The 23801-nt window shown below is 41.1% G+C and carries 26 protein-coding genes; 12 read left to right on the top strand and 14 right to left on the bottom strand.

Annotated elements, in window-relative coordinates; genetic code table 11:
• Positions 1-381: 381 nt before the first annotated feature.
• From ABWP91_RS07670 to ABWP91_RS07635, 8 genes are all read left to right on the top strand, one after another.
• A complete protein-coding gene (locus ABWP91_RS07670; RefSeq protein ID WP_353242764.1) occupies positions 382-1113 on the top strand; it encodes a YaaW family protein in 732 nt (243 codons plus the stop codon).
• A 46-nt stretch (positions 1114-1159) separates the two neighbouring features.
• A complete protein-coding gene (locus ABWP91_RS07665) occupies positions 1160-1849 on the top strand; it encodes a helix-turn-helix transcriptional regulator (RefSeq protein WP_068908291.1) in 690 nt (229 codons plus the stop codon).
• Between the two features lie 16 nt (positions 1850-1865).
• Positions 1866-2363 carry a hypothetical protein gene (locus ABWP91_RS07660; RefSeq protein ID WP_353242763.1) on the top strand — a complete coding sequence of 166 codons (498 nt, stop codon included), beginning with the start codon at positions 1866-1868 and terminating at the stop codon, positions 2361-2363.
• Positions 2364-2433: 70 nt separating this feature from the next.
• The gene (locus ABWP91_RS07655; protein ID WP_353242762.1) at positions 2434-2898 is read left to right on the top strand and encodes a hypothetical protein; all 465 of its coding nucleotides are present in this window, start codon (positions 2434-2436) and stop codon (positions 2896-2898) included.
• A 66-nt stretch (positions 2899-2964) separates the two neighbouring features.
• A complete protein-coding gene (locus tag ABWP91_RS07650) occupies positions 2965-3183 on the top strand; it encodes a hypothetical protein (RefSeq protein ID WP_353242761.1) in 219 nt (72 codons plus the stop codon).
• Between the two features lie 105 nt (positions 3184-3288).
• Positions 3289-3705, top strand: coding sequence for an antirestriction protein (locus tag ABWP91_RS07645; protein ID WP_353242760.1), 417 nt, complete (start codon positions 3289-3291; stop codon positions 3703-3705).
• Positions 3706-3765: 60 nt separating this feature from the next.
• A complete protein-coding gene (locus ABWP91_RS07640; RefSeq protein ID WP_353242759.1) occupies positions 3766-4593 on the top strand; it encodes a DUF932 domain-containing protein in 828 nt (275 codons plus the stop codon).
• Between the two features lie 119 nt (positions 4594-4712).
• The gene (locus tag ABWP91_RS07635) at positions 4713-5852 is read left to right on the top strand and encodes a hypothetical protein (protein WP_353242758.1); all 1140 of its coding nucleotides are present in this window, start codon (positions 4713-4715) and stop codon (positions 5850-5852) included.
• Positions 5853-6640: 788 nt separating this feature from the next.
• Here the strand turns inward: ABWP91_RS07635 and ABWP91_RS07630 are convergent.
• From ABWP91_RS07630 to ABWP91_RS07570, 13 genes are all read right to left on the bottom strand, one after another.
• Entirely contained in the window at positions 6641-7459 is an 819-nt protein-coding gene (locus tag ABWP91_RS07630) for an MrpH family fimbial adhesin (protein WP_265494963.1), read from the bottom strand.
• A gap of 54 nt (positions 7460-7513) precedes the next feature.
• Positions 7514-8044: a fimbrial protein gene (locus tag ABWP91_RS07625; protein ID WP_353242757.1), complete on the bottom strand. Its 531-nt coding sequence runs from the start codon at positions 8042-8044 to the stop codon at positions 7514-7516.
• A gap of 18 nt (positions 8045-8062) precedes the next feature.
• Positions 8063-8575: a fimbrial protein gene (locus tag ABWP91_RS07620; RefSeq protein WP_154627316.1), complete on the bottom strand. Its 513-nt coding sequence runs from the start codon at positions 8573-8575 to the stop codon at positions 8063-8065.
• Positions 8576-8577: 2 nt separating this feature from the next.
• Positions 8578-9075 carry a fimbrial protein gene (locus tag ABWP91_RS07615; RefSeq protein ID WP_353242756.1) on the bottom strand — a complete coding sequence of 166 codons (498 nt, stop codon included), beginning with the start codon at positions 9073-9075 and terminating at the stop codon, positions 8578-8580.
• Positions 9076-9085: 10 nt separating this feature from the next.
• Positions 9086-9622: a fimbrial protein gene (locus ABWP91_RS07610; protein ID WP_353242755.1), complete on the bottom strand. Its 537-nt coding sequence runs from the start codon at positions 9620-9622 to the stop codon at positions 9086-9088.
• A gap of 10 nt (positions 9623-9632) precedes the next feature.
• A complete protein-coding gene (locus ABWP91_RS07605; RefSeq protein WP_353242754.1) occupies positions 9633-10241 on the bottom strand; it encodes a fimbrial protein in 609 nt (202 codons plus the stop codon).
• 39 nt (positions 10242-10280) lie between these two features.
• Positions 10281-11069: a fimbria/pilus periplasmic chaperone gene (locus tag ABWP91_RS07600; protein WP_502935793.1), complete on the bottom strand. Its 789-nt coding sequence runs from the start codon at positions 11067-11069 to the stop codon at positions 10281-10283.
• Between the two features lie 56 nt (positions 11070-11125).
• Complete coding sequence (locus ABWP91_RS07595; RefSeq protein WP_353242752.1) at positions 11126-13795, bottom strand: outer membrane usher protein; 2670 nt, start codon at positions 13793-13795, stop codon at positions 11126-11128.
• Between the two features lie 92 nt (positions 13796-13887).
• Positions 13888-14424 carry a fimbrial protein gene (locus ABWP91_RS07590; RefSeq protein WP_353242751.1) on the bottom strand — a complete coding sequence of 179 codons (537 nt, stop codon included), beginning with the start codon at positions 14422-14424 and terminating at the stop codon, positions 13888-13890.
• Between the two features lie 68 nt (positions 14425-14492).
• Positions 14493-15029, bottom strand: coding sequence for a fimbrial protein (locus ABWP91_RS07585; protein WP_068438926.1), 537 nt, complete (start codon positions 15027-15029; stop codon positions 14493-14495).
• Between the two features lie 176 nt (positions 15030-15205).
• Positions 15206-15436, bottom strand: a complete 231-nt coding sequence (locus ABWP91_RS07580; protein WP_353242750.1) for a helix-turn-helix domain-containing protein — start codon at positions 15434-15436, stop codon at positions 15206-15208.
• Positions 15437-15446: 10 nt separating this feature from the next.
• On the bottom strand, positions 15447-15761 hold the full coding sequence (locus ABWP91_RS07575) for a helix-turn-helix domain-containing protein (protein ID WP_353242749.1): 315 nt from the start codon (positions 15759-15761) through the stop codon (positions 15447-15449).
• Positions 15762-16170: 409 nt separating this feature from the next.
• Positions 16171-16719, bottom strand: coding sequence for a tyrosine-type DNA invertase (locus ABWP91_RS07570; RefSeq protein ID WP_353242748.1), 549 nt, complete (start codon positions 16717-16719; stop codon positions 16171-16173).
• Positions 16720-17624: 905 nt separating this feature from the next.
• On the opposite strand from ABWP91_RS07570, the gene ABWP91_RS07565 reads away from it, so the two are divergent.
• The 4 genes from ABWP91_RS07565 (at position 17625) to dmsD (ending at position 22247) form a co-directional block, all read left to right on the top strand.
• Entirely contained in the window at positions 17625-20060 is a 2436-nt protein-coding gene (locus tag ABWP91_RS07565) for a DMSO/selenate family reductase complex A subunit (protein WP_353242747.1), read from the top strand.
• Positions 20061-20074: 14 nt separating this feature from the next.
• On the top strand, positions 20075-20692 hold the full coding sequence (locus ABWP91_RS07560; protein ID WP_206083314.1) for a DMSO/selenate family reductase complex B subunit: 618 nt from the start codon (positions 20075-20077) through the stop codon (positions 20690-20692).
• Position 20693: 1 nt separating this feature from the next.
• Complete coding sequence (locus ABWP91_RS07555) at positions 20694-21545, top strand: DmsC/YnfH family molybdoenzyme membrane anchor subunit (protein ID WP_353242746.1); 852 nt, start codon at positions 20694-20696, stop codon at positions 21543-21545.
• 63 nt (positions 21546-21608) lie between these two features.
• Positions 21609-22247, top strand: a complete 639-nt coding sequence (gene dmsD / locus ABWP91_RS07550; protein ID WP_353242745.1) for a Tat proofreading chaperone DmsD — start codon at positions 21609-21611, stop codon at positions 22245-22247.
• A gap of 205 nt (positions 22248-22452) precedes the next feature.
• Here dmsD and ABWP91_RS07545 read toward each other — a convergent pair whose 3' ends face one another.
• Positions 22453-23694: a DUF1835 domain-containing protein gene (locus tag ABWP91_RS07545; protein WP_353242744.1), complete on the bottom strand. Its 1242-nt coding sequence runs from the start codon at positions 23692-23694 to the stop codon at positions 22453-22455.
• Positions 23695-23801: the final 107 nt, after the last annotated feature.

The raw sequence follows: 23801 nt of genomic DNA, 5'->3' as shown, positions 1-23801 counted from the left end.
AAAGATAAAGATAAAGATAAAGATAAAGATAAAGATAAAGATAAAGATAAAGATATCCTATAAAATATTCCAGTGATTTAGTTTTTGCATTCATTGATTTGAATGCAAGACTTATTATTCTTTATGTGGGTTAGTTCATTATCAGTCTTGGTAAGCATTCATTTTATTCCATTATTTTTCGCTTCTATATCACAGTATTGAATATGCAATTCAAATGATTATCTTTACCTATTTTCTTAATGGTGAAAGAGATTATTTTTAGTTCTGACACACTTTGACCTTACTATTTATAGTTTTCTCTGAAAATAATTTTTTACGCGACATACCCTGTCCGGTCGGTTTGTTACGCTGTTGGCTCCTTAATTCATTGGAACCAACATTATGCCTAAATACCGTATTGACCCTGATTTAGCTTTTATTGCCCACTGCAATAATGACGACTTAAGCCTTTTAGTTTCCGTTCTGACGCATGACCATAAAGACGGTAAAAAACGCTGGAGTGAGCGTTTAACCCGTAAACCGGAATACCAACTCTATTACCCTAATCATCAGCGTTATTGGACAGACATTTGTGCTGAGCTGCAAACCTTTGGAGCCAACAGTTTAGTCAGTGCCGTACGCGGCAATAAAGGCGTGTTATACCGTGAAATACTGCTTGATGTCTGTAAAAAGCTGAAGGTTAACTTTAATCCCAAAAGCGACATTGAAACGCTGGAAATGAACCTGTTAATGACGGTGATGGAGAAAAGCTTAGATAAGCTCAGTGAAGAAGAGCTCCGTACCCTTGCTCACGATTTACAACTGAATCTCACCAATCCCACTCCGCAATTGGTCATGATAGCCTTACAAGCTGCTGTTCGCACTTCCGGATTCGCGGCACTCGAAATTGCCACGGTCGCTGCCATGAGTATCATCGAGCTGCTTGGTGGCGTAGCAACGTGGGGCACCCTGTTTGCAGCAAATCGTGCGTTGTCCTTCTTAGCAGGCCCTATTGGAATAACCCTCACCTCGGCATGGCTCATTGCCGACATTGCCGGTCCCGCGTACCGCGTCACGATACCCGCTTGCATCATTGTCGCGTATTTGCGCCAAAAGTCCCTTTCACCGGCCTAAGCCAACGCTTAAGCCCTTTTGTGTTATCGCTGGTAGGAAACCGAATATGGCACAACCGTCACCTCGCCATGACCGATTAGTTCATCGGCTGGCGTATATCCTGACCCATTTATTTAAAGGAGAAACTTTATCACCCCGAGTATTAGCGGCTGAATTTAATGTATCCCTGCGCACCATACAGCGGGATTTTCATGAACGTTTGGTCTATTTGGACATTGAACAACAGGAGGAAGGCTATCGCCTAGCAGGCGGACAATCCGCCTTACGCACCGACAGTGATATTTTGCAGTTTGCCCAGATTACGGATATTACACCGCTTTTTCCGGTACTTGACCGCAAATTGCTGTCGTTATTACTGAGTCGGCACGCGCAAGGCTCCCCGTATGTGGTCTATCACGCACCGCCTAAAGCCTTACCGTCGGTATATGGCGGTTTTGCTTTAATCACGCAAGCTATTTTGGATAACCGGTTTATTCATTATGAGATTGGGGGAAAAACCACTCATTGGGTCGCACCGTATAAGCTCACCTATTTTAATGGGCATTGGTATGTCTGCGGCGTGATGAATGGCCTTATTCATGCGGTTGAGTTGTTACACCTGCGTGATGTGGGGCTCAGTGCGCGGCACTTTAAGCCGGACACTGCCTTGTTACAACGCATGACGGAGCGTGCTTTTATACAGGCTTTACCCCACTTTCAATACATCAAGGGGATATTGCATCCCCATCAAACTTAATCATCAAGGAGACACAATGACGCATCGATTAAAAACACGCCCTTCCCCACTTAAGTGGGGAGTGCCCTTTATCACCAGTACCTTGCTCTTTTTATCGCCTGCTGCTCACAGTCTGATTTTAGATGAAGAGTGGGGCGATTGGTATGGCAGTACCGCGATGGCTTGGGAGCTTAACACGCAAAATGAAGCAGGTGAAACCCTCACGTTAACCTGCACGAATAAAGCGTTTCGTGTCCACCTGAAAACGCCGGATTTTACGGAGCCCGTGGGCTCTGATTATTTCGTTCAAGGCATGCAGCTGCGTATCAACGATACCGCGTATGATTTTTTCCCTAGCGCATTTGAAAATACGGTTGGACCCGATAAAGCCTTATTCCATGCGCTTAAGCAAACGAAAGACACCGACACTTTACAATTTACATCCTTACCCATTGATTCCGAACCCTTCTCGGCAAAAGGCCTCGCTGAGGCACTCGCCGATACCGACTATCAAGACTGTGTTGACCATATGTAAGTTTCGCATCTGTGGCAAGGTTGCTCTATCAACATCTTCATTTACAACATGACTAAAGGCATTATTCAAATTGAAAAATACACTCAAATATTCCCTATTATCCAGTCTGTTACTGACCCTCGCCGTCAGTACAGCTGCTCAGGCCGTCCCGTTACGCGGGGAAATTCAACCCGACCGCTACACCTACTACCTCACACCGGCTTATGGCAAAACGTTAAAGGCGTTAAATGATAAATCCAATCGCCCTTACTACCCCATTTATCCACACGGTGAGCTTTACCCTTATGGCTCTTACCAACAAACTAAAGATAAACCCGCCCCCACCGCCATGACCTGTGTCAGCAGTATTTATTACAATCAAGGTGCAGCAGCAAATTGGTTAAAAATTGTCTGTGCCGATAATAACGGCTTGGAATATACCGGTAATCAAAAGTGGCCCCCGAAGTCTGTTGCTACCCGCATCTGTAAGGTGGGAGAAGCCCGATGTGATTCCTTCTTGAGCTTAAAGAGTGACGGTTGGTCAGGTCCACAATAACGTACCATTCATTATTAATTTACATTAAGCCAGCCTCACGGTTGGCTTTTTTCGTTAAGGAAAAACATGTCAATTTTAAAACTCATGGCCACCACCGCCAGTGTTGTGTCATTGGTCTACGTCACAAAATATGCACAACAAACCATTGCCGAAAAAATGGCTCAAACGGGGCAGTATTCAGACGAAGAAATACAGGCAGCACGGTTAGGCACAATATTGGTCTGTGCTGATTTGCTCGGCGGAGCACTGGATAAACTGCTGAATACCTTCTTTAAAGCACACTAGCCCCTTCGATTTACTCGCCATTTGTTATATCAACAGACACACGGCAGACAGCTAAGTCTGCCGTTTTTTATTCCCTTCAATATCAATAATATCAAGGTTATTTTTATGAATACTGACACAATCGCAATGACATCAGTTCCCAACCACCAACGCGCAGATTTCTGGCACACCCATTTTGGCAACGTTAAAGGCTTTTCAAACTTTGAAGTGGTGATTTTTACCACCATGGGCCAGTTTTGTGAGGATTACCACGGCGGGTATTGGGAATATTGCACTTTATCTAATGGCGGCACTTTTATTTATCCCGATTTAAATCAAGAGGAGCTTACGCTATTCAATCCGCATAATGTCAATGAAGAGAACGTTAGCTGTGAAGCAGCGGGCATTGCTGTATGTTTGATGATGTACAGCTTATGGTCATTTCAAACGGAAAGTGACACCCTCGTAGAGCGTTTCTATCAGCTTCGTGACTACGCTATCCAACATTCTGAAAGTTCAGCCATTTTCCATCTAATCGATTAAATTCTACTTAATTCACTCTTTCTGTTTTACCTATCGACTTTATTTTCAAGGAAATTCATTATGACTCGTTTAGCTTCCCGCTTTGGTGCGGCGAATAGTATTCGTCGCGACCGCCCATTAACGATTGAAGAACTGTTCCGTACTGTACCCAGTGTTTTCTCAGAAGAAAAACATGAATCAAGAAGTGAACGTTATACTTACATACCAACCATTACTTTATTGGATAGCCTTCAAAAAGAAGGCTTCTACCCGTTCTTTGCTTGTCAGACTCGTGTACGTGATACCAGTCGCCGAGAGCATACTAAGCACATGTTACGACTCAGACGGCATGACCAAATCACTGGTATACAAGTACCTGAAATTATTCTTTTAAATAGCCATGATGGATCTTGTTGCTATCAAATGTTGCCGGGGCTATTTAGATCAGTATGCCAAAATGGTTTAGTTTGTGGAGATACGTTTGGTGAAGTGCGTGTACCGCACAAAGGCGATGTGGTAGGCAAGGTGATTGAAGGGGCTTATGAAGTATTGGAAACCTTTGATTCGGTGGCTGAAAAGCGTGAACAAATGCAATCTCTCATGTTACCACCATCAGCACAGCAAGCTTTGGCACAAGCGGCTCTGACATATCGTTTTGGTGAGGAACATCAACCTATTACCGAGGAACAAGTATTACAGCCCCGTCGCTGGGAGGATAAGAAAGATGATCTGTGGATGGTATATCAACGTTTGCAGGAGAATTTAATTAAAGGTGGGTTATCTGGTAAAAATGCTAAAGGCAAGCGTGCTCGTACTCGTTCGGTGAATGGTATTGATGGGGATATCAAGTTGAATAAGGCGCTGTGGGTAATGACAGAAAAGATGTATGAGTGTTTTCGAATATCTTGACTGGAGTTTTAAGAGACGTGAATTAATATTAGATTATTACTAAATAGTCTATCCTACAAGCTCATTGGGGTAGACTATTTTTATAAAGGATCAAAATTTTATTTTTTATAGGAGCTAGTATGAAGCGTTATCAGAAAGTAATTACATTGTTTCTAACATCATCTACATTTATATCCTTTTTGGCATTGATGGCAAATTGGTTTTACTTGAATAAAATAGGATGGCTAGATTTATTTTTAAATTCAATAATTTCTACCGAAAATCTTTTCATTATTGCATTTTTTCTTGTTATTTCATTTTTTTCAATAATGCTCATATTCATGTTGCCATCTATTAATATAATTATGTTTTTAAATAAAGATGATGAGTATATATTAAAATATAATGAAGTTAGGTTGAATTATGTGAGGATTTTTCTTGTAATAGCAACAGTAGCTAATCTGTTTTTTATAGTTTCGTTGTTTTTCAGTAATGACTATTATAGCTTTCATCTCAATTTGTTTTTACTTTTTGTTTTGATTTTTACAGGATGGACTCTTTATTATAGAGGACTTAAAAAAATAGTAAGTCAAGATTTATCATTCAAAAAATCATCGAAAGCTATATGGAAGAAAATAGAAATATATGTGGTATTTCCATTTATGCTTTTGTTAATATTGACTTTTTATTCATTATCTTTTTATTTGGTAACAAAAGGTCTTAAATCTAATGGTGAGAGTACTTGGATACAATTAGTATATTTATTTTTTATTTTTGAATTCATTATCATTAACTCTGTTGTTCCATGTTTTATCTATTTTAGAAGTATGAATGAAAAAGGTTGGTTTTCAATTATTACTTCTATTTCAGGATGTTTGATTTTATTCATTGTCATTATCTCAATTCTGGTTCCATCTGTTCCTTCTATAATTATAAATGCAACAATGAAATTTTCAGGTATAAAGAATGAGAGTCCCAAAACATATATTGTGAATGAAAATGAATACCCTGAAGAATTGTTTGAATTAGACTTATGGAACAAACGGGCTATAAAAGACAGCAATAGATTTACTATTGAGGGTATATCTATGTATTCATTTGGGGAAACTAATTTAGTATGCCCAAAAAATATAGTCACGTCTTATGGGAATAGCCTGTCTAATTATTTTTTTGATAAAAAAGAAGATGAAAAAGTGAGTGATGAATTAAAGGAATTAGCGAAGAACTGTATTCCATTTGATAAAAAATCTCTTAAAAGTATCGGAATGTCAAAAGACTAGTGTTTCTTAAAATACGATTAAATAGAAGAGGCATATTTTAGTAAAATACTATTGAAAAGAGGTTGAAGATGCTAGCTACTCAGCTAGCATCACATTAATAATAAACATATTTTTGTTCGGAGCTAAGTTGTCTTGTGCTCAACTGTTTTTTTGAATTGTTTCCAATATACAGAATAAAGGTGGTATTATGATGACGGTTTATTTAAGGCAGTAATGGAATTAAGTAACTCATTTTTCAAACCTTAAACCACTGAGTATACATTTAAGTATACAAAAAATTCTCTGTAAATTTATACCAAATAAAAACAATGTATTGCATATAAAAATCGAGTCCGGCCTTCGCACCATAAAAATATCAAGAGACGTTGTATCTAAAACCCAGTGTCTACAAGTTTCTTCTCGCATTTTCAGTCTTCTAGATTTGTCCGTTTTAGTTTTTTGTGGTCTAATTCGTTTTTTGGGGTAAATATCATTGTTTTAAATTTTGTGGGTTTCAATCTGACTAAACCGACATCAGATATATAAGGTTTTATTACTTTAGATGCAGTAAAAGCAACTAATGAGAATATATAATTCAATAATAAAAATGAAGAATGAAATTTGTAGAGAACAATAATAAGTTGATTACAGTTTTGGCGATTTTTATTAGTCTTGAAAAGCTAAATCTATAAATATATCGCTGGAATGAAGGTGACTAAATTTTTTTTGATAAAAACAGCGTATTTGAAGTGGAATACGCTGTTTTTATATCAAGTTGGTGAATGGTTGCGTTTTAAGGTTTTGATTAACTAATTAAATGCAATGATGACTACAGCATTACCAGTGTAATATCCAGGGGTTACCGTTCCGGATGCATGTAATTCAGACGTAAATGTAAATGGATTCGACGCATTATTTCCAGAAATATTCATATTGGCGCCATTCCAACCACTTTGATTGTTAATTAATGGATTTGAATAAAAGTTAGGCGTCGAATTTAAATATACATAACGCTCACCTGTTGTTGAACGAGCAAATAAATTGATATTTGTAGCTTGTGTACAGGCGATATTGCCAGAAACTGAATTTGTCTTACCATTTAGGCTTGTGTTGCTAATTGCCCCGTGATCAACAAAGGAAGGTAAAGAAATACTGCATGTTTGATTTGTAGGTGGAATTTTACCGCAGACACTACCAGGCCACTGGATTGCATTCCTAACACCCGCAGTTGGTCTATGGTTAACATAGAATAATCCAATACAAGTTGCATTTGGGCTATCAATGACAAATGATGCACGATAAGGGATACCTTTTGCACTACGGAAAGCAGCAGCAACTTCTTCTGCTGTTCGATATTGGTTAATTCGAATACAGTTACCATAATCTAAGCAAGATCCACTCAATGACGGTGCACCAGATGCGTACAAAACATCAGGGCCTATCCAGCATTCTGTTGACCCATAACAAGGGTTAGTAACGCCACTTGCTTCACTCCAAGAGAGAATGTCCATCTCAACGCGGGGCCAGGCTCCAGAGGTCATGCTCACAGGCATTACATATGCGATTGCATTGGCAGGACGAGATGGAAATAGAGACGTTAGTGCGATGATTAATAATAAAATACTCAAACGACCTGTATTTAATATCCCATGTATTTTTATTTTTTTAGCAGACATAATGATTTACTCATAATCTAATTTGAACGTGGCGCTTGCAGCCCATGTACCGAGCACAATTGATTTATTTTGCAATGGAATTGGCTCAGCCCTTACATACGCTTGAAATCTTAGGTCATTATTATTTCCGGTATACAACCCTTGGGTATAACTACCACTATTAATTTTGATAGCTGTGCCAGAAATACTTTCAATACCAACTGCCACTCCGGATGCTTGACTTCCTGCATCTAGCGCTAGCAAACCAGGCAAAGCCGAACTTTCTGCGCCAATAAATGTGACTTTTACTTCATGGCCTAATGCTAAATCGCAATTAATTAATCGAATGGTAAAAGGTTGGCTATTTGTTTGAGTATTCAGATACAGGTATTTATCAACTATTGTGCCGAAATCTAATTCAATAGATTCGTCGCCAGGATAAACATCACAAGCATCCTCAATCAACGTGCCATCAAATTCCACATTTGCAGAAAAGGCCATGGTGGTACCCAAAAACCATAAGCCAAAGGCAAAGCTCATATTACGTTTAATATTCATAGTGATGACAGCCGCCTCCTATTCAAAAATAATGGTTAACGTGCCTGATGCAGTAAAATTATCCCCGACGAGTTCGCTTCCCGAACGCATAACCGGAACCGCTGAAAGGGATGGCAGAGAAGCTGCATTAATCAAAAAAGCTTCATTCAATGGTTGGGGTTGTCCATTTTTCTGAATTTGAATTCCTAATTTGCCATTATTCAACGGTGTCACCGTTCTTAATGTCGCATTATCAAATCCATTCCCTGCGGGTGTTCCTCCGAATATTAAGCTGATATCCCACGGTTGAGCCATATCGCCAACACAATCTAGTTGAAAGGGAATAGGTTGCTTGAAAGCGGTACCATTGACTTTTCGTACACCAACTTTACCAAATGAAACTTTGATAGGGTCGTCATGGCTTAATTGACATACAGGGGGAATAATTAACGTGCCATCAAATGCCCAATTTGCCTGCGCTGAAGATATGGACATCACCATTATAAATCCTGCCATCCAATGCTTAATTTGATTGTTATTCCACATAATCATTCTCACTGATATTCAATTTTCAGTGTTGCCAGCGCTGTAAAAAATCCGCCATCAGTATTCGTAAAATTGGCGTCACTATTTTTTACCGGAGCAACTTCTAAGGTTGGCAGCGCTGTATATAACACATTGAAGGGCTGGTTAATAACTTGCTTAGCATTGTTCACATAAAAAGAAAGCCCTAGTTTTGGGTTACTCGTTTTCAATGCGCCATTGCTATTAAATGATGTTCCATCACCGACAAGCGTGAGCTTTATAGCGTTTTTCACTAGATTTGTGCAGCTGAGTCTCATCGGTACAGTGCGCTTGTATTGAACTCCATCGATACGCGGGAGCAATATATCGCCAAAATGTATAGTTTCTTGTTGGTTGTTATTCAAAATGCACTCGGGCGGTGTCACCAATAATCGACCTTTTAGTTGGATACCAAGTGTTGCTGCTTGGCTTTGGCTAAATAGGCTAAGCATCATGCAGACCGAGAGAAGATAACGGAATAATTTCATTGATATCATCCTATTGGTAATCCAATACCATCGTAAGATTGCCAGTAAAATCACCACCTGATGTTAAATTTACCCCTGTAGGTTTAACGGGGACGGCATATAAAGCAGGCGAATTCCCATAATTAAAATTGAGTGTTGCACCATTACTCAACCGAGTCCCATCACGGTAAATAGCGATACCTAAATTGGTAAGATTCGTTGTTACTGATGATTCGCCATTGATTTGTCTATCCGTCCACCTCAGCGTCATCTTTAATGCATTCTTATATAAGCCATTACATACCAAATTGTAATTGATGGGTGAGCGACCATAAGTGCCATCGATTCTAGCCTGATGTATATCGCCAAAATCTACAGAAGTCGTTGTTGCACCGCCAAGAGTACATTCTGGCTCACCATATACTGTTACACGAATTTGAATATTCGTGGTTAAATTAGCAGCGATAGCTTTGTGAGAAAAACTTAGTAAAATCAGTGCGCCGAAGAGAAACACTCCTGCTAGGACTAGCGTTTTAAAGCATATCGTAAGAAAATAAGCTCCTCTCATCTCCATGCCCCTATTCATAACTTACCTGAAATCTAATTAACGCCTGATAAGCCCCAGCATTTAGTTGAGCAGAGGTACGAACTGGTGTCACATAGTAAGTTAATTGATTTTGTCCAGGTGAAACCAGCTGTGGTGTGCTGTATTCACCTAAGTTAATTAGTGAACGCGTAGCATCACTTAATTGCAGACCAATCCCTTGAACACCTGCAACCGCAGCCAAGCGAGCGTCTTGAATATCTATAGGAGCCAAAAAGCGAATCTTCATTGCTGGCATTTGCTGGCTCCACAAAAGATTTCCCTGCATAGTGCGGCTACGGCTTTCACCGCTTAGACAATCTTCTAAACGTAGTTCAATCGCAACTGGGTTACCTGTTTGCCCTATAAGCTGAAGCTGCCCTGTTCCCACAGTCCCCAAATTAACCGTTTGGTATGCTGATGACATTGCTAAGCGACAAGCACTCTCCGTCAAGGCTCCATGAACATATAGCGTGCCATGTGAGCCGTCGACATCCCAGCTATCAACTTTATTTAGGGCTGTTCCCGCCGCCACGTTGCTGAATAAACTCAGCACTAAACTTCCTAAGCCCACATAACGGAGCATCCTGCTTGTGTTTGTCATGATATTCTCCTGCTATTTCATCACGCATTTCAAATCAGTCTATTTTTTTTCAGGCACCACATGGCAGTTATTTCCCTGACATGTAAATGACAGTGTTGGGCGGCCACCATAATCATTGATATAGGTCAGCACAGGTTTATTGCCTAATGTATCTGCACTGACGTTTAGTACTTTACTGCTCTTTGGTTCCACCATTACTGGCTCAAAACCGGTGACTGTTTGTCCATTTTTACTTGGTACTGCATCGACAAAAGAAACGTAATATGCGGTTGGGTTGTTAATCGTATATTGGTTACCTTGGCGCGTAAGAGTCACTTTTTCTTGCCATGGGTTATCCATTTGTTCACGTGTTGGAATAATTGATTTCGGCCGGTAAAACAATTTGATACGTGTCTGTAATGCCAATTGCAGTGTATTGGGCTTATCACTTTTCGGTGGGATCTCTCGCAAATTAAAGTAATACACTGATTCTCTATCTTGCGGTAGCGAAGCGGCACTTGGCAGAGCTTGGATTTTTATTTGGCTTTTTGCACCAGGCTCAATACGCTGTACTGGTGGTAATACCGTAAATGGGTCACTTATTTTTTCACCTTTTTCATTCTCCACCCAACCTTGCGCGAGATAAGGTAATTGTTTGTTTTCATTGCTAATATTTAAACTGATCGATTTTTCATCTCCCGTAATAATCGCTCGAGTTCTGTCTAATGCAACCGCCGCTTGAGCAGAAGATAGCGTTGCTGAAGTTAATACAACTCCAACCAATGCAAATGCTGCTCTATGGGCATTTTTTTTATTCATCATTTTATTTTTCATCATGTTATTCATCATATTGTTATCTTCTAGGGTTAAGGAGAACTCACCGTTTTTGCATACCATCATTTTTATTATTTTTGTAACCAACGACTTGATTCCTTTGGAACTGTTTTTTCAATAACGGGCACAACGAGTTCTGATGCCTTCGGCACAGCGTCTAATGCACGGCTGGCTGATTGCGTCTTTATGGTTGCTGGCGATGCTGCTTTTGTTCCTGGGTTGTGGCACGGTAATAACCAGCTTGCCTGCAAATATTCATCTTCAGGCAAGGTATCAGGGAGTGTTATTTCACACTGCACTTGGTCATCCCAGCGGACTTGCAAGGTGTCTTTTGCATTTAAACCCGTGAGATAAGCATTTCCATCATCACCCACCATACCGACCTGCTGGCCACGACCGTTTAAGATAATTGCTCCGAAAGGCGGTGTGCTATTGTCCGACAGCCTTAACAACGCCATTGCACTGCTTCCAGCGACAACATCAAATTGACGGTAGCCAATCGCTCCTTCGGTCAAAGTACCTTGCTTTATCGATTGGGAGACTTGCGCTTCATCTGGCAATGCATTCAAATCAACACTAACTTGATTACGGTAATAGCTATTCACATCACTAATAACTGCCTGTCCAAAGCGGTTGGTACGTACAATAGATCCATAACCACGTAATGGGATATTAGGTACACCATCGGTATCAACAAATATGCGAGTACCGCCAATTTGGCTGCTACGATGTAGTACTGCACCTTTTTCCGTTGCAGTGAAGCCACCTTGTAAAGAGAATCCCGCTGACCGATAACGATCTTGTTGGTAAGTTGCATTTGCATTGAGCTGTGCTAAATCTCCTTGATGGGTGTAATAGCCACTCACGAGTGCACCTGAACGTGCCCACCCCGTACTTAGTTGGTAATTATTTCTTTCATCGATAGTGCTGTAGTAATTCACACGCTGTGAGTTATCATTTTTATCCCAGCTACTGTTGTAGCTAACAGAGCTTTTTTCTCCCCAAGGCACTGTGAGCGAGGCATATACACCATCATCATTACTTTCACGATAACGATTTCGATACGCAGTCAAGTTGAGGCTAAGGTTTTTCCATTTACCAATATCAAAATAACGCGCTAATGAAATGCTGTAGCGGTCATTATCTGGCTGATCCCAATAGGTTTGGTGGTAATAGTTGATAAATGCGCTGAGCCCTAACTCTGAAAATTGCTGGTTATAAGAAATGGTATACATTTCTTTGCTATTGTATTGACGAGCACCCGTTTCCTGAGCATCCAAATACTCAGACATACTCATAAAGCCTTGTTCAGAGAATCGATATCCCGCAAATGTCACTTGGCTGTTATAAGTATCAAAACGTTTTGAGTAACTTAAGCGGTATGAACTACCGCGATACGTTTTATTTCCCACATCACTTAAATTAGTTAAATGCGCTCGAGCATGAGTGATATCGAATGATAATGCGCCAAATACCATTAAGTCGCGACCAACCCCAATAGCCGCTGATGCATAGTTTTCCGCGCCAATTCCACCACCATAGAGTGACCAGCCGTTGTTAACTCCCCAAGAGAACTCACCGCTTGCAAACGTATCGCCGCTCACATGGTGACGCCAATTTGTTGGGCGTCCAGCGGCTAATTTGTAGCGCAGTTGTCCAGGTCGTGTTAAATACGGAACACTTGCAGTATTTACCGTAAAGCTCTGTGTTGAGCCATCTTGTTCTTTAACTTCAACATCGATTTGCCCAGCTAATGCATCGTTCAAGTCTTGGATACGAAATGGGCCTGCAGCAACTTGAGTTTGATAAATAATTCGTCCTTGTTGGCTTACGATGACGGTTGCATTGCTTTTTGCTACCCCAGTAATTTCTGGAGCATACCCACGTAGATTAGGCGGTAGCATATTGGTATCCGTAACCAAGCTAAGCCCTGTAAATCTGAAGCTATCAAAAATATCAGAGGTTAGATAATCTTCACCTAAGGTGAGTTTTGCGCCTAATGATTTGATGGCTCGGTAGACATAATAGCGAGTCCAATCTAAAGACGTAGTCGTGCTTTGTCCTTGTTGCTTATCAATACGCATTTGCCAGTCTGCACGAGCACGCCAAGCTCCCAAGTTAACACCAGCAACACCATTACCGCTGGTACTGTAGTTGGTTTGTTGTCCTGAACGAGTTTGTTGTCCGACTTGGGCATTGAGGTTGTAATCAAACAGTGCGCCAGGTAACCCTTCTTCCCAGCGAGCTGGAGGATCCCAATTCTCAGCGGTATATTCGAGGTAGGCTTGCGGCAGACTGATATACATAGCAGAAGTCGCAAGATCGGCTTTAACCTCAGTTCCTGGTAGGCTTTCAAGAGATAAACACTGTCCATCGTGCCACCACTTTAATGTTGACATCAATTCAGGCTTGATACCGAACTTTTCAACTAAAGTGGGACTCAGGCAAGGGAGGCTCTCATCCGATTCATCTTTAGGTGCATAATAAAAGACAGTTTCTTCCGGCATGCTTTGTTTGTTTAAGAAAACCGTAAAACTGTATTCACCAGGCATGAGGTAACCTGGGCGCGAAAATTGGCTTAAATCAATATTGCTACGATCATTGACGTCTAGCATATCCATATTAAATTTAATATCGGATGCGTGACCACCAAAGCTAATAGCCAATGCGACTAAAAGCCCTAATCTGCAAGGCCGAGTTATCCGTAACACAGGCGTGTGAATGAAATTCAGGGTCATCATCTCGACCTTCTTTTGCGTTCTTTTATCCGTAATGTCATTTCGCTCGTGAAGCTCACCTGTTAAAGGCGATCTTCATTTATGAGAGGAACCGACTATTCATAATCCAGTTTGAAACGTAGTTGACTGTGGTATTGACCTGATGCTAATGGGCGATTATTTGCCACCAATCGCAGCCGATAGGTGAGATCTTTTGTTCCTGCCGTCAGTAAATTTACGGACATTCCTTGGCCTGGTATGGCAATTTCACCATCCCCCTCACGTTGAATTTGTAATCCAACACCTTGAGCTTGTCCGTTAACACCAAATAACCCCCTATCATGGGAACCATCAAATGTTATACGAAAGTATTGCCAATTCGGCTTATCAGGATTTTGGCGTTCAAGAACACAATTCACTAATCGGATAACAAAAGGGCGAGCAGGTCCTTGCCCATCACGGCGAATTTGAGTCAGTGCAATACTTCCCATATCAATAGTTTGATCACGGCTGCCGACATCAATAGCACATGCTGTTTCAATAATGCTTCCATTCATATTCACTGAGCCTTGAGCCTTTGCAGTCGATGCCGCGGTTAACAGGCTTAAACTTAAGATCAATGAAAACATTCCAAAGGTTATCGAATTATTCATTGCTTCCTCTCTTACACTCAATTCAGTCGAAATGAGCCAACAAATGAATTTTGTTGGCTCAGGATGAATTACTCGTAAGACAGAGTGAAATCCGCTACTGAGCTAAAGTCACCGGCAGTGATCGTACTGATATCGCCACCATTACCTTTTAAGTAAGCTGCGAAATTCAGGGTGTTATTACCATTTTGAATTTGTTGGAATGGTGCAGCTGTTCCTAAAGTCACCACATTACCGCTACCATTAGTGATCTGAACACCAGCACCAGCACCAGTACCAACAATACCTAATGTTTTATTTGTATTATCGAAAGATGCAGCTGCACCACTAAAGGTTAATTGAACGCCTTTAGTCAGTTTAGTGATGTCACAGTTTTCTAAAGCGATTTCAAATGGACGTGGAGTTGATTTACCACCATCAACTAATGCCATGTTAGAAATTTGGCCTAATTCAACAGTTTGGTCGCTTGATTTAGGAGAGATTGAGCATGGAGCATCGATAATAGCGCCTTTAAACGTTACTTTACCGTGGCCTTGATCAGCAGCATTTGCTGCAGAAGCTAATCCTAGAGCCATAAAAGTTGCCATTGCAATAGATTTCATTTTCATGAATATAAAGTCCTATGTTTTTGTTAAATAAAGTATGAGTGTCAGTTTTCATTGCTCATTGCAGACACTCTATTTGCAATGAACTGGAAAAAGCAAAAACCGAGGACTTGATTAAAAAATCAAATCCTAAAAATAAATCGAATTATTAATTAATAGTAAAAATCAAAAAAATATATTTAGTCGTCTGTTAAAAAAACTTGAATCGGTACCTTAAATAACTCTGAAAACTGAGCCAAAAAATCAATGTTTATATGGTTTGTCCCTAATTCATAACGAGAAATTTGTTGTTGGCTTACACCAATATATCGTCCTAACTCCTCGGCGGTTAATTTCATCTCTTTTCTATATTTTTTTATTTTTTTTCCAACAATAATATTAACTTTTTGTGTTTTTGTAATTTTAAACATAATGTCAATCCTATTTTAGAAATTGGCTAGATAGGGAAAATAACCCTTCAGATTTAAAATAACACTCCATATTATGGATATAATTTATTGAGCTATTTTGAAACCCAACGCCATCTAATAAATAATTAATATCGACATCAAGCGAGCTAGCAATTTGCTGAATTTGTTCTAAATGCAGCCGAATAACTCCACGCTCAATACGTGACACATGTTGTTGTGAGCATAAAAGTAAATCAGCTAGATCAGAACCACTTAACCCTTTTGCTCGACGGGTTCTAAGTATATTGCTCCCAACAATTTCCTTAGGAGATAAGTTAGATTGCATAAAATTCTCTCCGTGAAATAAATGAGTCACCTATTAACGGTTGTTTAACTGTTGTCAAAATGCACCAAATTGACAATAGTAATGCTTGTCTAGAATAATATATCCAATATTGATTTTTATTTTTCATTTAATTCTTTATTTAAGGAATAATTGGTCAAATGATTCAAGGTAAATATTTCAAAACATTACAGTGTGTAAGAGCGGAGAGTTATGAAGGGTTTTAAAAAGTGAAAAAATTAACAAATTCAATGATTTTTAATAATGGAGCTCGCTTGATTTTAGTAATATATACATAGCGTTATTTACACGCTACGTATTTGACGAGTATTTTCATTTAACTTAAGATGCACCTAATTCATTACGTTTGTCAATTTGGTGCATTTTGACAACTCTTTTAGTCGGTTTTTGTTCACCATACCCCTCGGAATCTTGCTGGATTACTTGCCGTATATCGTACAGTGTGTTGTATATTGGTATGTCCTAAATAATCCTGAATTAAACGCGTATCTGTACCTCTATCCGCTAATGCATAACCGCATGCATGCCTTAACATATGAGGATGAATACCTAAAGTCAGTTTAGCTAACTCGCCGAGTCGTGAAAACAGTTGATAAAAGCGCTGACGAGTCATGGCTGTCCCTCTTTCTGATAAAAAAAGCCACTGACTTTCTTCTCCTTTCCATGTACGCCTTACATTTAACCAAGCTTTAATAAGTGGAATTTCTTCATCAATAAGTGGATGATTCACTGAAAAGCCATTCTTTAAACGATGCACATATAGCTCTTTACTTTCTAAGTTAAGATCAGATAGTTTTAGCGATAGGGCTTCGCTTGCCCTCAAGCCATGTATAAAGCTCATATAAATTAAGCAAGAATTACGCTCGGGGTGTCGAGACAAACGGCAAGCAGCTAAAAGTCGAGATATTTCTTGGGGAGTTAAATATTTACGAGTGGACATGAGCGTTTCCCATTTTAGTCAGAAAAAGCCAATCATATCTAAATTACACAACCTAACACATTAGTTTTTAGATAAATATAATGATTTTATTCTATGGTTAGAATAAAAATTCATTTATTGTCTACTAACTCAGCAATCAAAGCCTAATTAACTAAAATTTTGTCTCTGCAAAATGATTTTTTAGCCTGCCTTTAAATGTGAGGGAAAATAGGCTATTTGCTTGCTAAACTCGCATAGGTGATGCCCATAAAATTAACAAATCCAGTCGTTGAACCAACACTAGTATACTGATTAGAATTAATAAATTATCTTTAACCATTTTAGACGGTTACAAAAATAAGAGGGGCTAGAAATTATTTTTATATAATATTAATATCTAAAATAAATAGGGTATTATGATGATTTATTTAAAAAGGTAATTGAATTAACACCCCGATTTTTTAAATTCCAACATACGGAGTATAAATTTTAATTTACAATTTTTTCTTTTTTTGCCCTGCTAAGTTAGCTAGATTAAATAGCTTAAGACCATTCTCTCAATAAAAAACCATATTAGAAAAACAACTGTTGGTAGTTATTTAAATTTTAAAGCACAGGAATAATGTATCGAATAAATTGGCCACATTGGAATAATGTGATTGTTTATCTAGTGATAAACTCTGATTTGTAATGCACTAAATTTAAAAAATACAGTTTATATTTAACTTGTTGAAACAAAAACATTTAATGTTAAGTTTTAATTCAAGTTTATCTTTCTTACTTTTGTCGTACATTATTGATCACGCACAATACCCATCTATATGCCCGCTATAAAATAACGATTGAAATCAGAGAAGTGAAAATACCAAAAATAAATTTCAAAAATTATTTTATAACTTTAAGAAGCAATGTTAAGTGAGGCAGATATGGATAAAGCATTATCTGATGGGTTACTCCAATCGGAGATCAGCCGTCGAAAACTAATGCAAACCAGTACTGTGGGTGGGCTTGCGCTTGCTAGCGGTGCATTAAGTTTACCTTTTAGCAATGTCGCCAATGCCAATGAAGTGGCGCCAACCCCGGAAGAAAAAATTGTCTGGAGTGCGTGTACCGTTAACTGCGGAAGCCGCTGCCCGCTGCGTATGCATGTGGTGGATGGCGAAATCAAATACGTTGAAACCGATAATACGGGGGATGACGTGTATGGTGATAAGCACCAAGTCAAAGCCTGCTTGCGTGGCCGTTCTATGCGCCGCCGTGTGTATAATCCTGACCGTTTGAAATACCCAATGTTGCGTGTTGGTGCGCGTGGTGAGGGGAAATTTAAGCAGATCAGCTGGGAAGAAGCCTACGACCTCATTAGCGGTAACCTTAAACGTATTATTAAAGATTACGGCAATGAAGCGGTCTATTTAAATTATGGGACAGGGACATTGGGCGGCACAGTTGCGCGTTCATGGCCGCCTGCGAACTCGCCAATTGCACGTTTAATGAACTGCACCGGTGGGTATTTAAACCATTACGGTACATACAGTACAGCACAAATTAGCTGCGCAATGCCGTATACCTACGGCAGTGGCGCGGGTAACAGCGTTTCTGATATCGAAAATTCTAGATTGGTAGTCTTGTTCGGAAATAACCCTGCGGAGACGCGAATGAGCGGCGGGGGGATCACTTACCAATTAGAGCAAGCGCGTGAGCGTTCCAATGCACGAATGATTGTTATCGACCCTCGTTATACTGACACCGCCGCGGGGCGCGAGGATGAGTGGATCCCAATTCGTCCGGGGACTGATGCCGCATTAGTGGCGGGGCTTGCCCATGTGTTGATCACGGAGGATTTGGTTGATCAACCATTCTTAGACAAATATTGCGTTGGATATGACGAAAAAACGCTCCCTGCGAATGCACCAAAAAATAGCCATTACAAAGCCTATATTTTAGGGCAAGGGGATGATGGCATTGAAAAAACGCCTCAATGGGCAGCAAAAATTACCGGTATTCCAGCTGATAAAATTATCAAACTCGCGCGAGAAATCGGTAGTGCGAAGCCAGCTTATATTAGCCAAGGCTGGGGGCCACAGCGCCATTCAAACGGCGAGCAAACTGCTCGTGCGATTGCCATGTTACCGATTTTAACAGGAAACGTGGGGATTAGCGGAGGTAACACAGGAGCGCGTGAAGGAAATTACGATATCCCCTTTGAGCGGATGCCAACCCTTGAGAACCCAGTAAAAACCAGCATTTCCGTATTCTTATGGACTGATGCCATTGAACGCGGCCCTGAAATGACAGCAACCCACGATGGGGTTCGTGGTAAAGACAAACTGGATGTGCCAATTAAATTTATTTGGAACTACGCCAGTAACAGCTTGATTAACCAGCACTCTGATATCAATAAGACCCATGATATTCTTCAGGATGATAAAAAATGCGAAATGATTGTGGTGATTGATAACCACATGACCTCATCAGCAAAATATGCAGATATTCTTCTGCCTGATTGCACGGCTTCTGAGCAAATGGATTTCTGCCTTGATGGTGCTGCCAGTAACATGGGTTATGTGATTTTTGCCAGCCAAGCCATTGAGCCACGCTTTGAAAGTAAAACTGTATACGAAATGTGTACGCAAATTGCCCGCCGTATGGGGATTGAAGATAAGTTCACAGAAGGACGTACGCAAGAAGAGTGGTTACGCCATTTATATGAAGTTTCAAGGGAAAAACTGCCCGAGTTACCTGATTTTGAAACTTTCCAGCAGCAAGGGATTTACAAAAAAATGAACCCGCAAGGGCACGTCGTGGCACACAAAGCGTTCCGCGAAGACCCAATAGCGAACCCATTAAATACCCCGTCCGGTAAAATTGAGATTTACTCTGACCGCTTAGCGGATATCGCCAAAACATGGACCCTTGAAGAGGGGGACTTAATTTCGGCTATCCCGATGTATTCCCCGGGCTTTGAAAGCCATGAGGACAAACTGACCGAGCAATATCCACTGCAATTAAGTGGCTTCCATTATAAATCCCGCGTTCACTCTACGTATGGCAACGTCGATGTGATTAAAGCCGCTTGCCTGCAAGAAATGTGGATCAACCCGATTGATGCCGCACGTCGCAACATCAAAAATGGCGATATGGTGCGTATTTTCAATGACCGTGGTGAAGTTCATATCAATGCCAAAGTGACGCCACGGATCATCCCAGGTGTTGTTGCGATGGGGGAAGGAGCGTGGTATGCGCCAGATGAAAACAAGATAGACCATGGGGGAAGCCTTAACGTTTTAACCACGCAGCGCCCGTCGCCGCTGGCCAAAGGCAATCCGCAGCATAGTAATCTTGTTGAAGTAGCTCGGGTATAGGGAGGGGATAAATCATGACAACACAATATGGTTTTTATATTGATTCAGCCCGTTGTACGGGGTGTAAAACGTGCGAATTAGCATGCAAAGACTACAAAAATTTATCTCCTGAAGTGAATTTTAGGCGTATTTACGAGTACACAGGCGGTGACTGGCAAGAAGATAACGGCGTCTGGCACCAAAATGTGTTCAGCTATTATCTGTCAATTTCGTGCAACCACTGTGAAGACCCTGCGTGTGTCAAAGTGTGCCCAAGTGGCGCAATGCATAAGCGTGAAGACGGTTTTGTGGTGGTGGATGAAAGTGTTTGCATCGGTTGCCGTTACTGCCACATGGCTTGCCCATATGGTGCGCCACAGTTTAATGCCGAAAAAGGGCACATGACAAAATGCGACGGCTGTTATGAGCGTGTCGCAGAAGGGAAAAAACCGATTTGTGCCGAATCTTGCCCGCTACGTGCGCTGGATTTTGGCCCAATCGAAGAGCTACGTAAAACCTATGGCACATTGGCAGAAATCGCGCCATTGCCAGAAGCGCATTATACCAAACCGAATATTGTCATTAAGCCGAATGCCAATAGCCGCCCAGTGAACGATACCACGGGCCACTTAGCTAACCCAAGGGAGGTATAAGATGGGCAACGGATTACACGAATGGCCGCTGATCCTGTTTACGGTATTAGGGCAAAGTATTGCGGGCGCATTGATTGTCACGGGACTTGCGTGGTTATCGACAGATGATAAAACACAAAAGCAACGTATTGTGAATGCGATGCTGGCTTTGTGGGTGCTGATGGGCCTAGGGTTCTTGGCTTCCATGATGCATATGGGCTCGCCGCTACGTGCGTTCAACTCAATGAACCGTGTTTTTTCATCGTCACTCAGTAATGAAGTGCTGTTTGGCTCCCTCTTTTTTGCATTAGGGGGCTTATGGTGGCTGCTGGCGGCGCTGAAAAAAATGCCTGAAGGACTCGGCAAAATTTGGTTGCTGGTTACGATGGCGATGGGGATGTTATTTGTCTGGGCCATGACACGTGTCTATATGATAAGCACCGTACCGACATGGAACACGCCACATACCACGATTGGCTTCTTTATGACGGCCTTTGTGGTGGGGCCTATACTCGGCACGCTGTTATTACGTATCGCGAAGTTCCCTTGTCACAGTGGACGACTGGCACTGATTAGCATTGTGGCGTATGTGGTTACGATTGCATCAGTGTTGGTGCAAAGTGGTAAAATTGCGCTGATAGCAACGTCAGTGCAAAGCGCGAGTGCGTTAGTTCCCGATTTTGGTACGCTGCAAATGGTTCGTTTAGTAGCAACAAGCCTTGGTTTGATGTTATGGATTATACCGCTAATGAAGCAAAACCAACCATCCGTTATCAGTTTGTTTATCGGCACATTATTGGTGTTGTTCGGTGAATTAATTGGACGCGGGCTGTTCTATGGTCTACATATGACAGTAGGAATGGCAGTCGCCTAATCGGTAAAACATTTCAACGTAGGGAGCTGGTTTCCCTACGTTGAAAACGCAGAGACAATCAATATGCATGATGCGCAATTTCTTGAACACGTAGCAGTAACAGGGCGGGTTTTGGGTTCTTTACTTTATTTTGCCCCAGATAGTGAAAATAACGCGGAGCTTATCGCGATTTTGCGAGAGCCGACATGGCATGAAGAGTGGCCATTTGCGTTGGCGTCACTCAGTGAAATTAACGCATTATTTGCAGATTCAACAAAACAAAATGAGCCACTTGATGAAGCATGGCAACGGTTATTCATCGGCCCCTATGCCTTACCTGCACCGCCTTGGGGTTCTGTGTGGTTAGATAAAGAAAATATTATTTTTGGGGATTCCACCGTTGAGCTGCGCCAATGGATGCGTTCAAAAGGTATTGAACCTGCCACAACGCAAAAAGAGCCAGAAGACCATATCGGTTTGATTTTGATGTTAGCCGCATGGCTAGCGGAGCAAGATAGGCGCAATGACTTTGAGGAATTGCTCGCGAGGCACTTGCTACCTTGGTCGGCGCATTTTCTTGATGTTTTAGCCGCAAAAGCCAACAGCAATTTTTACCGTGGGCTTGCGATGCTAACGCAAGAAACGCTATCTGGAATCCAAAAACAATTATCTTTACCCGTTATGCAAAAAACCGTGTATTACAAAGGGAATGCACCTGAGTAATGCTTGAAAAGAAAGCCAAATATTTGGCTTCAGACTGCTGACAAACCGATTAGGTTTGACTGCAGGTTGGATTGGTTTTGAAAATAGACGAGGAAAATCAACTCATTGATTTTCGGCTGATAACACAAAGCAGGAAAAACCACGCTTTTATCCTGCTTTGTCAACAACCTCAAGCCAAATTTTTGGCTTTCTCTCTTTTGTACCGTTAAACCAAGCGCCAAACCAATTCTTGCTCGTTATCTATCGTCCAATGTGACTTTTTCCCTGAAAAACTGACACCGCCTACCCACCGCGTTACCTCAATATAGTCGAGAGCATAAGCACTACCATTAAGTACGTTTTCACCTATCTTACTGAGAGATAAAGGTTGTTTTTCAAAAGAGAGCTGTTGGTTGTTTGATGTTAATAGTGGTGAGGCACCGATTAAGCAAGGTTTGAGTAGGCAATAAAACATCAAATCCCCTAAAAATGGCAGTGGTTCAAGGTGATCGACAAGGGCCTTAAACGTATCTTCGAGGGTAGCGCCGGGGTTATCACGAAGATAATGCAGTGTCAGGGATTCCGTGAGGGACAGCCCTGTTTGGTTATTGGGGTACTCTTGTAGCATTCTGAATAATGCAGGCCCAAGCAGTGGCAGGGTGGCGTAACGCTGCCGTGCAAGCTTGGCAAAATCGGTTGGGTTTTCATTGGTAAATGCCGCCCAGAGCTGTTTGGCAATTTCAATTTCTGTCTGGCCGATAGTTCTGCGTTGCGCCCAGAGCCAAGGTAAAATATCGGGCGAAAGTTGACCGAAGCCAACAAAGCGCTTAACACCAGGAATGCTCGCTATATCAATCAGTTCAAGTGGAGGATGATTCGAGTTGAGGCTTGCGAGAACACGAATTAAAAACAGTTGATCGTACGGGTCCGCCTCACACCAGAAAACGACCTTTTCACTCTCCGCTAGCTGAGACAGAGCATGATACTCCTGATCAAATTGCTGGTAAATGTCCTTAAGTGGAATAGAAAAATATTGGCTAAGTGTATGAGTCCGTAGTGAACGATACTGCTCAAAAGGCAGAGAAGGGACGGGGCCAAGGCAAAATGGGTCAGTAAATGGGACAAATGTACCAGTAAAACCCGCTACCCGTAGTTTATGTTCGATATCATGACCACAGCGCCAATGAACCGTTTGGTTTTCGTTATCAGCAATAAAGTTTGGGTTATTCGCCGCAAATGAAACGGTGTCGACATGGGCTTTTAGCTTTGGCCAACTTGAAAAGCCAAGTTCATTGGCAACCAACCACTGTGCAGAGGCTAAAGTGAGATCTGCGTGAGGATTAACTTGTTCAAACAATAAACGTTGCTTTGAAGCCTGCCCCGCTTTCATTTGTTGCAGTAGTTTTTTGGCTTTTTTACGAAAAAAATTCAGGTTGATTAACCCGTTATCAACAGGAAGTTTTGGCATACGAGCTCCTTAATTACCTGTATCCGCATTGAGGCAGGGGTCGTAATATGAGTGTATTTTGCTATTTAGCCTGAGCAATGCTCTTTCCGCGGATGGATGCATGGCAG

Source organism: Providencia sp., from assembly GCF_040396775.1.
Taxonomy (GTDB): Bacteria; Pseudomonadota; Gammaproteobacteria; order Enterobacterales; family Enterobacteriaceae; genus Providencia.
This window is presented reverse-complemented; position numbering and strand designations above follow the sequence as displayed.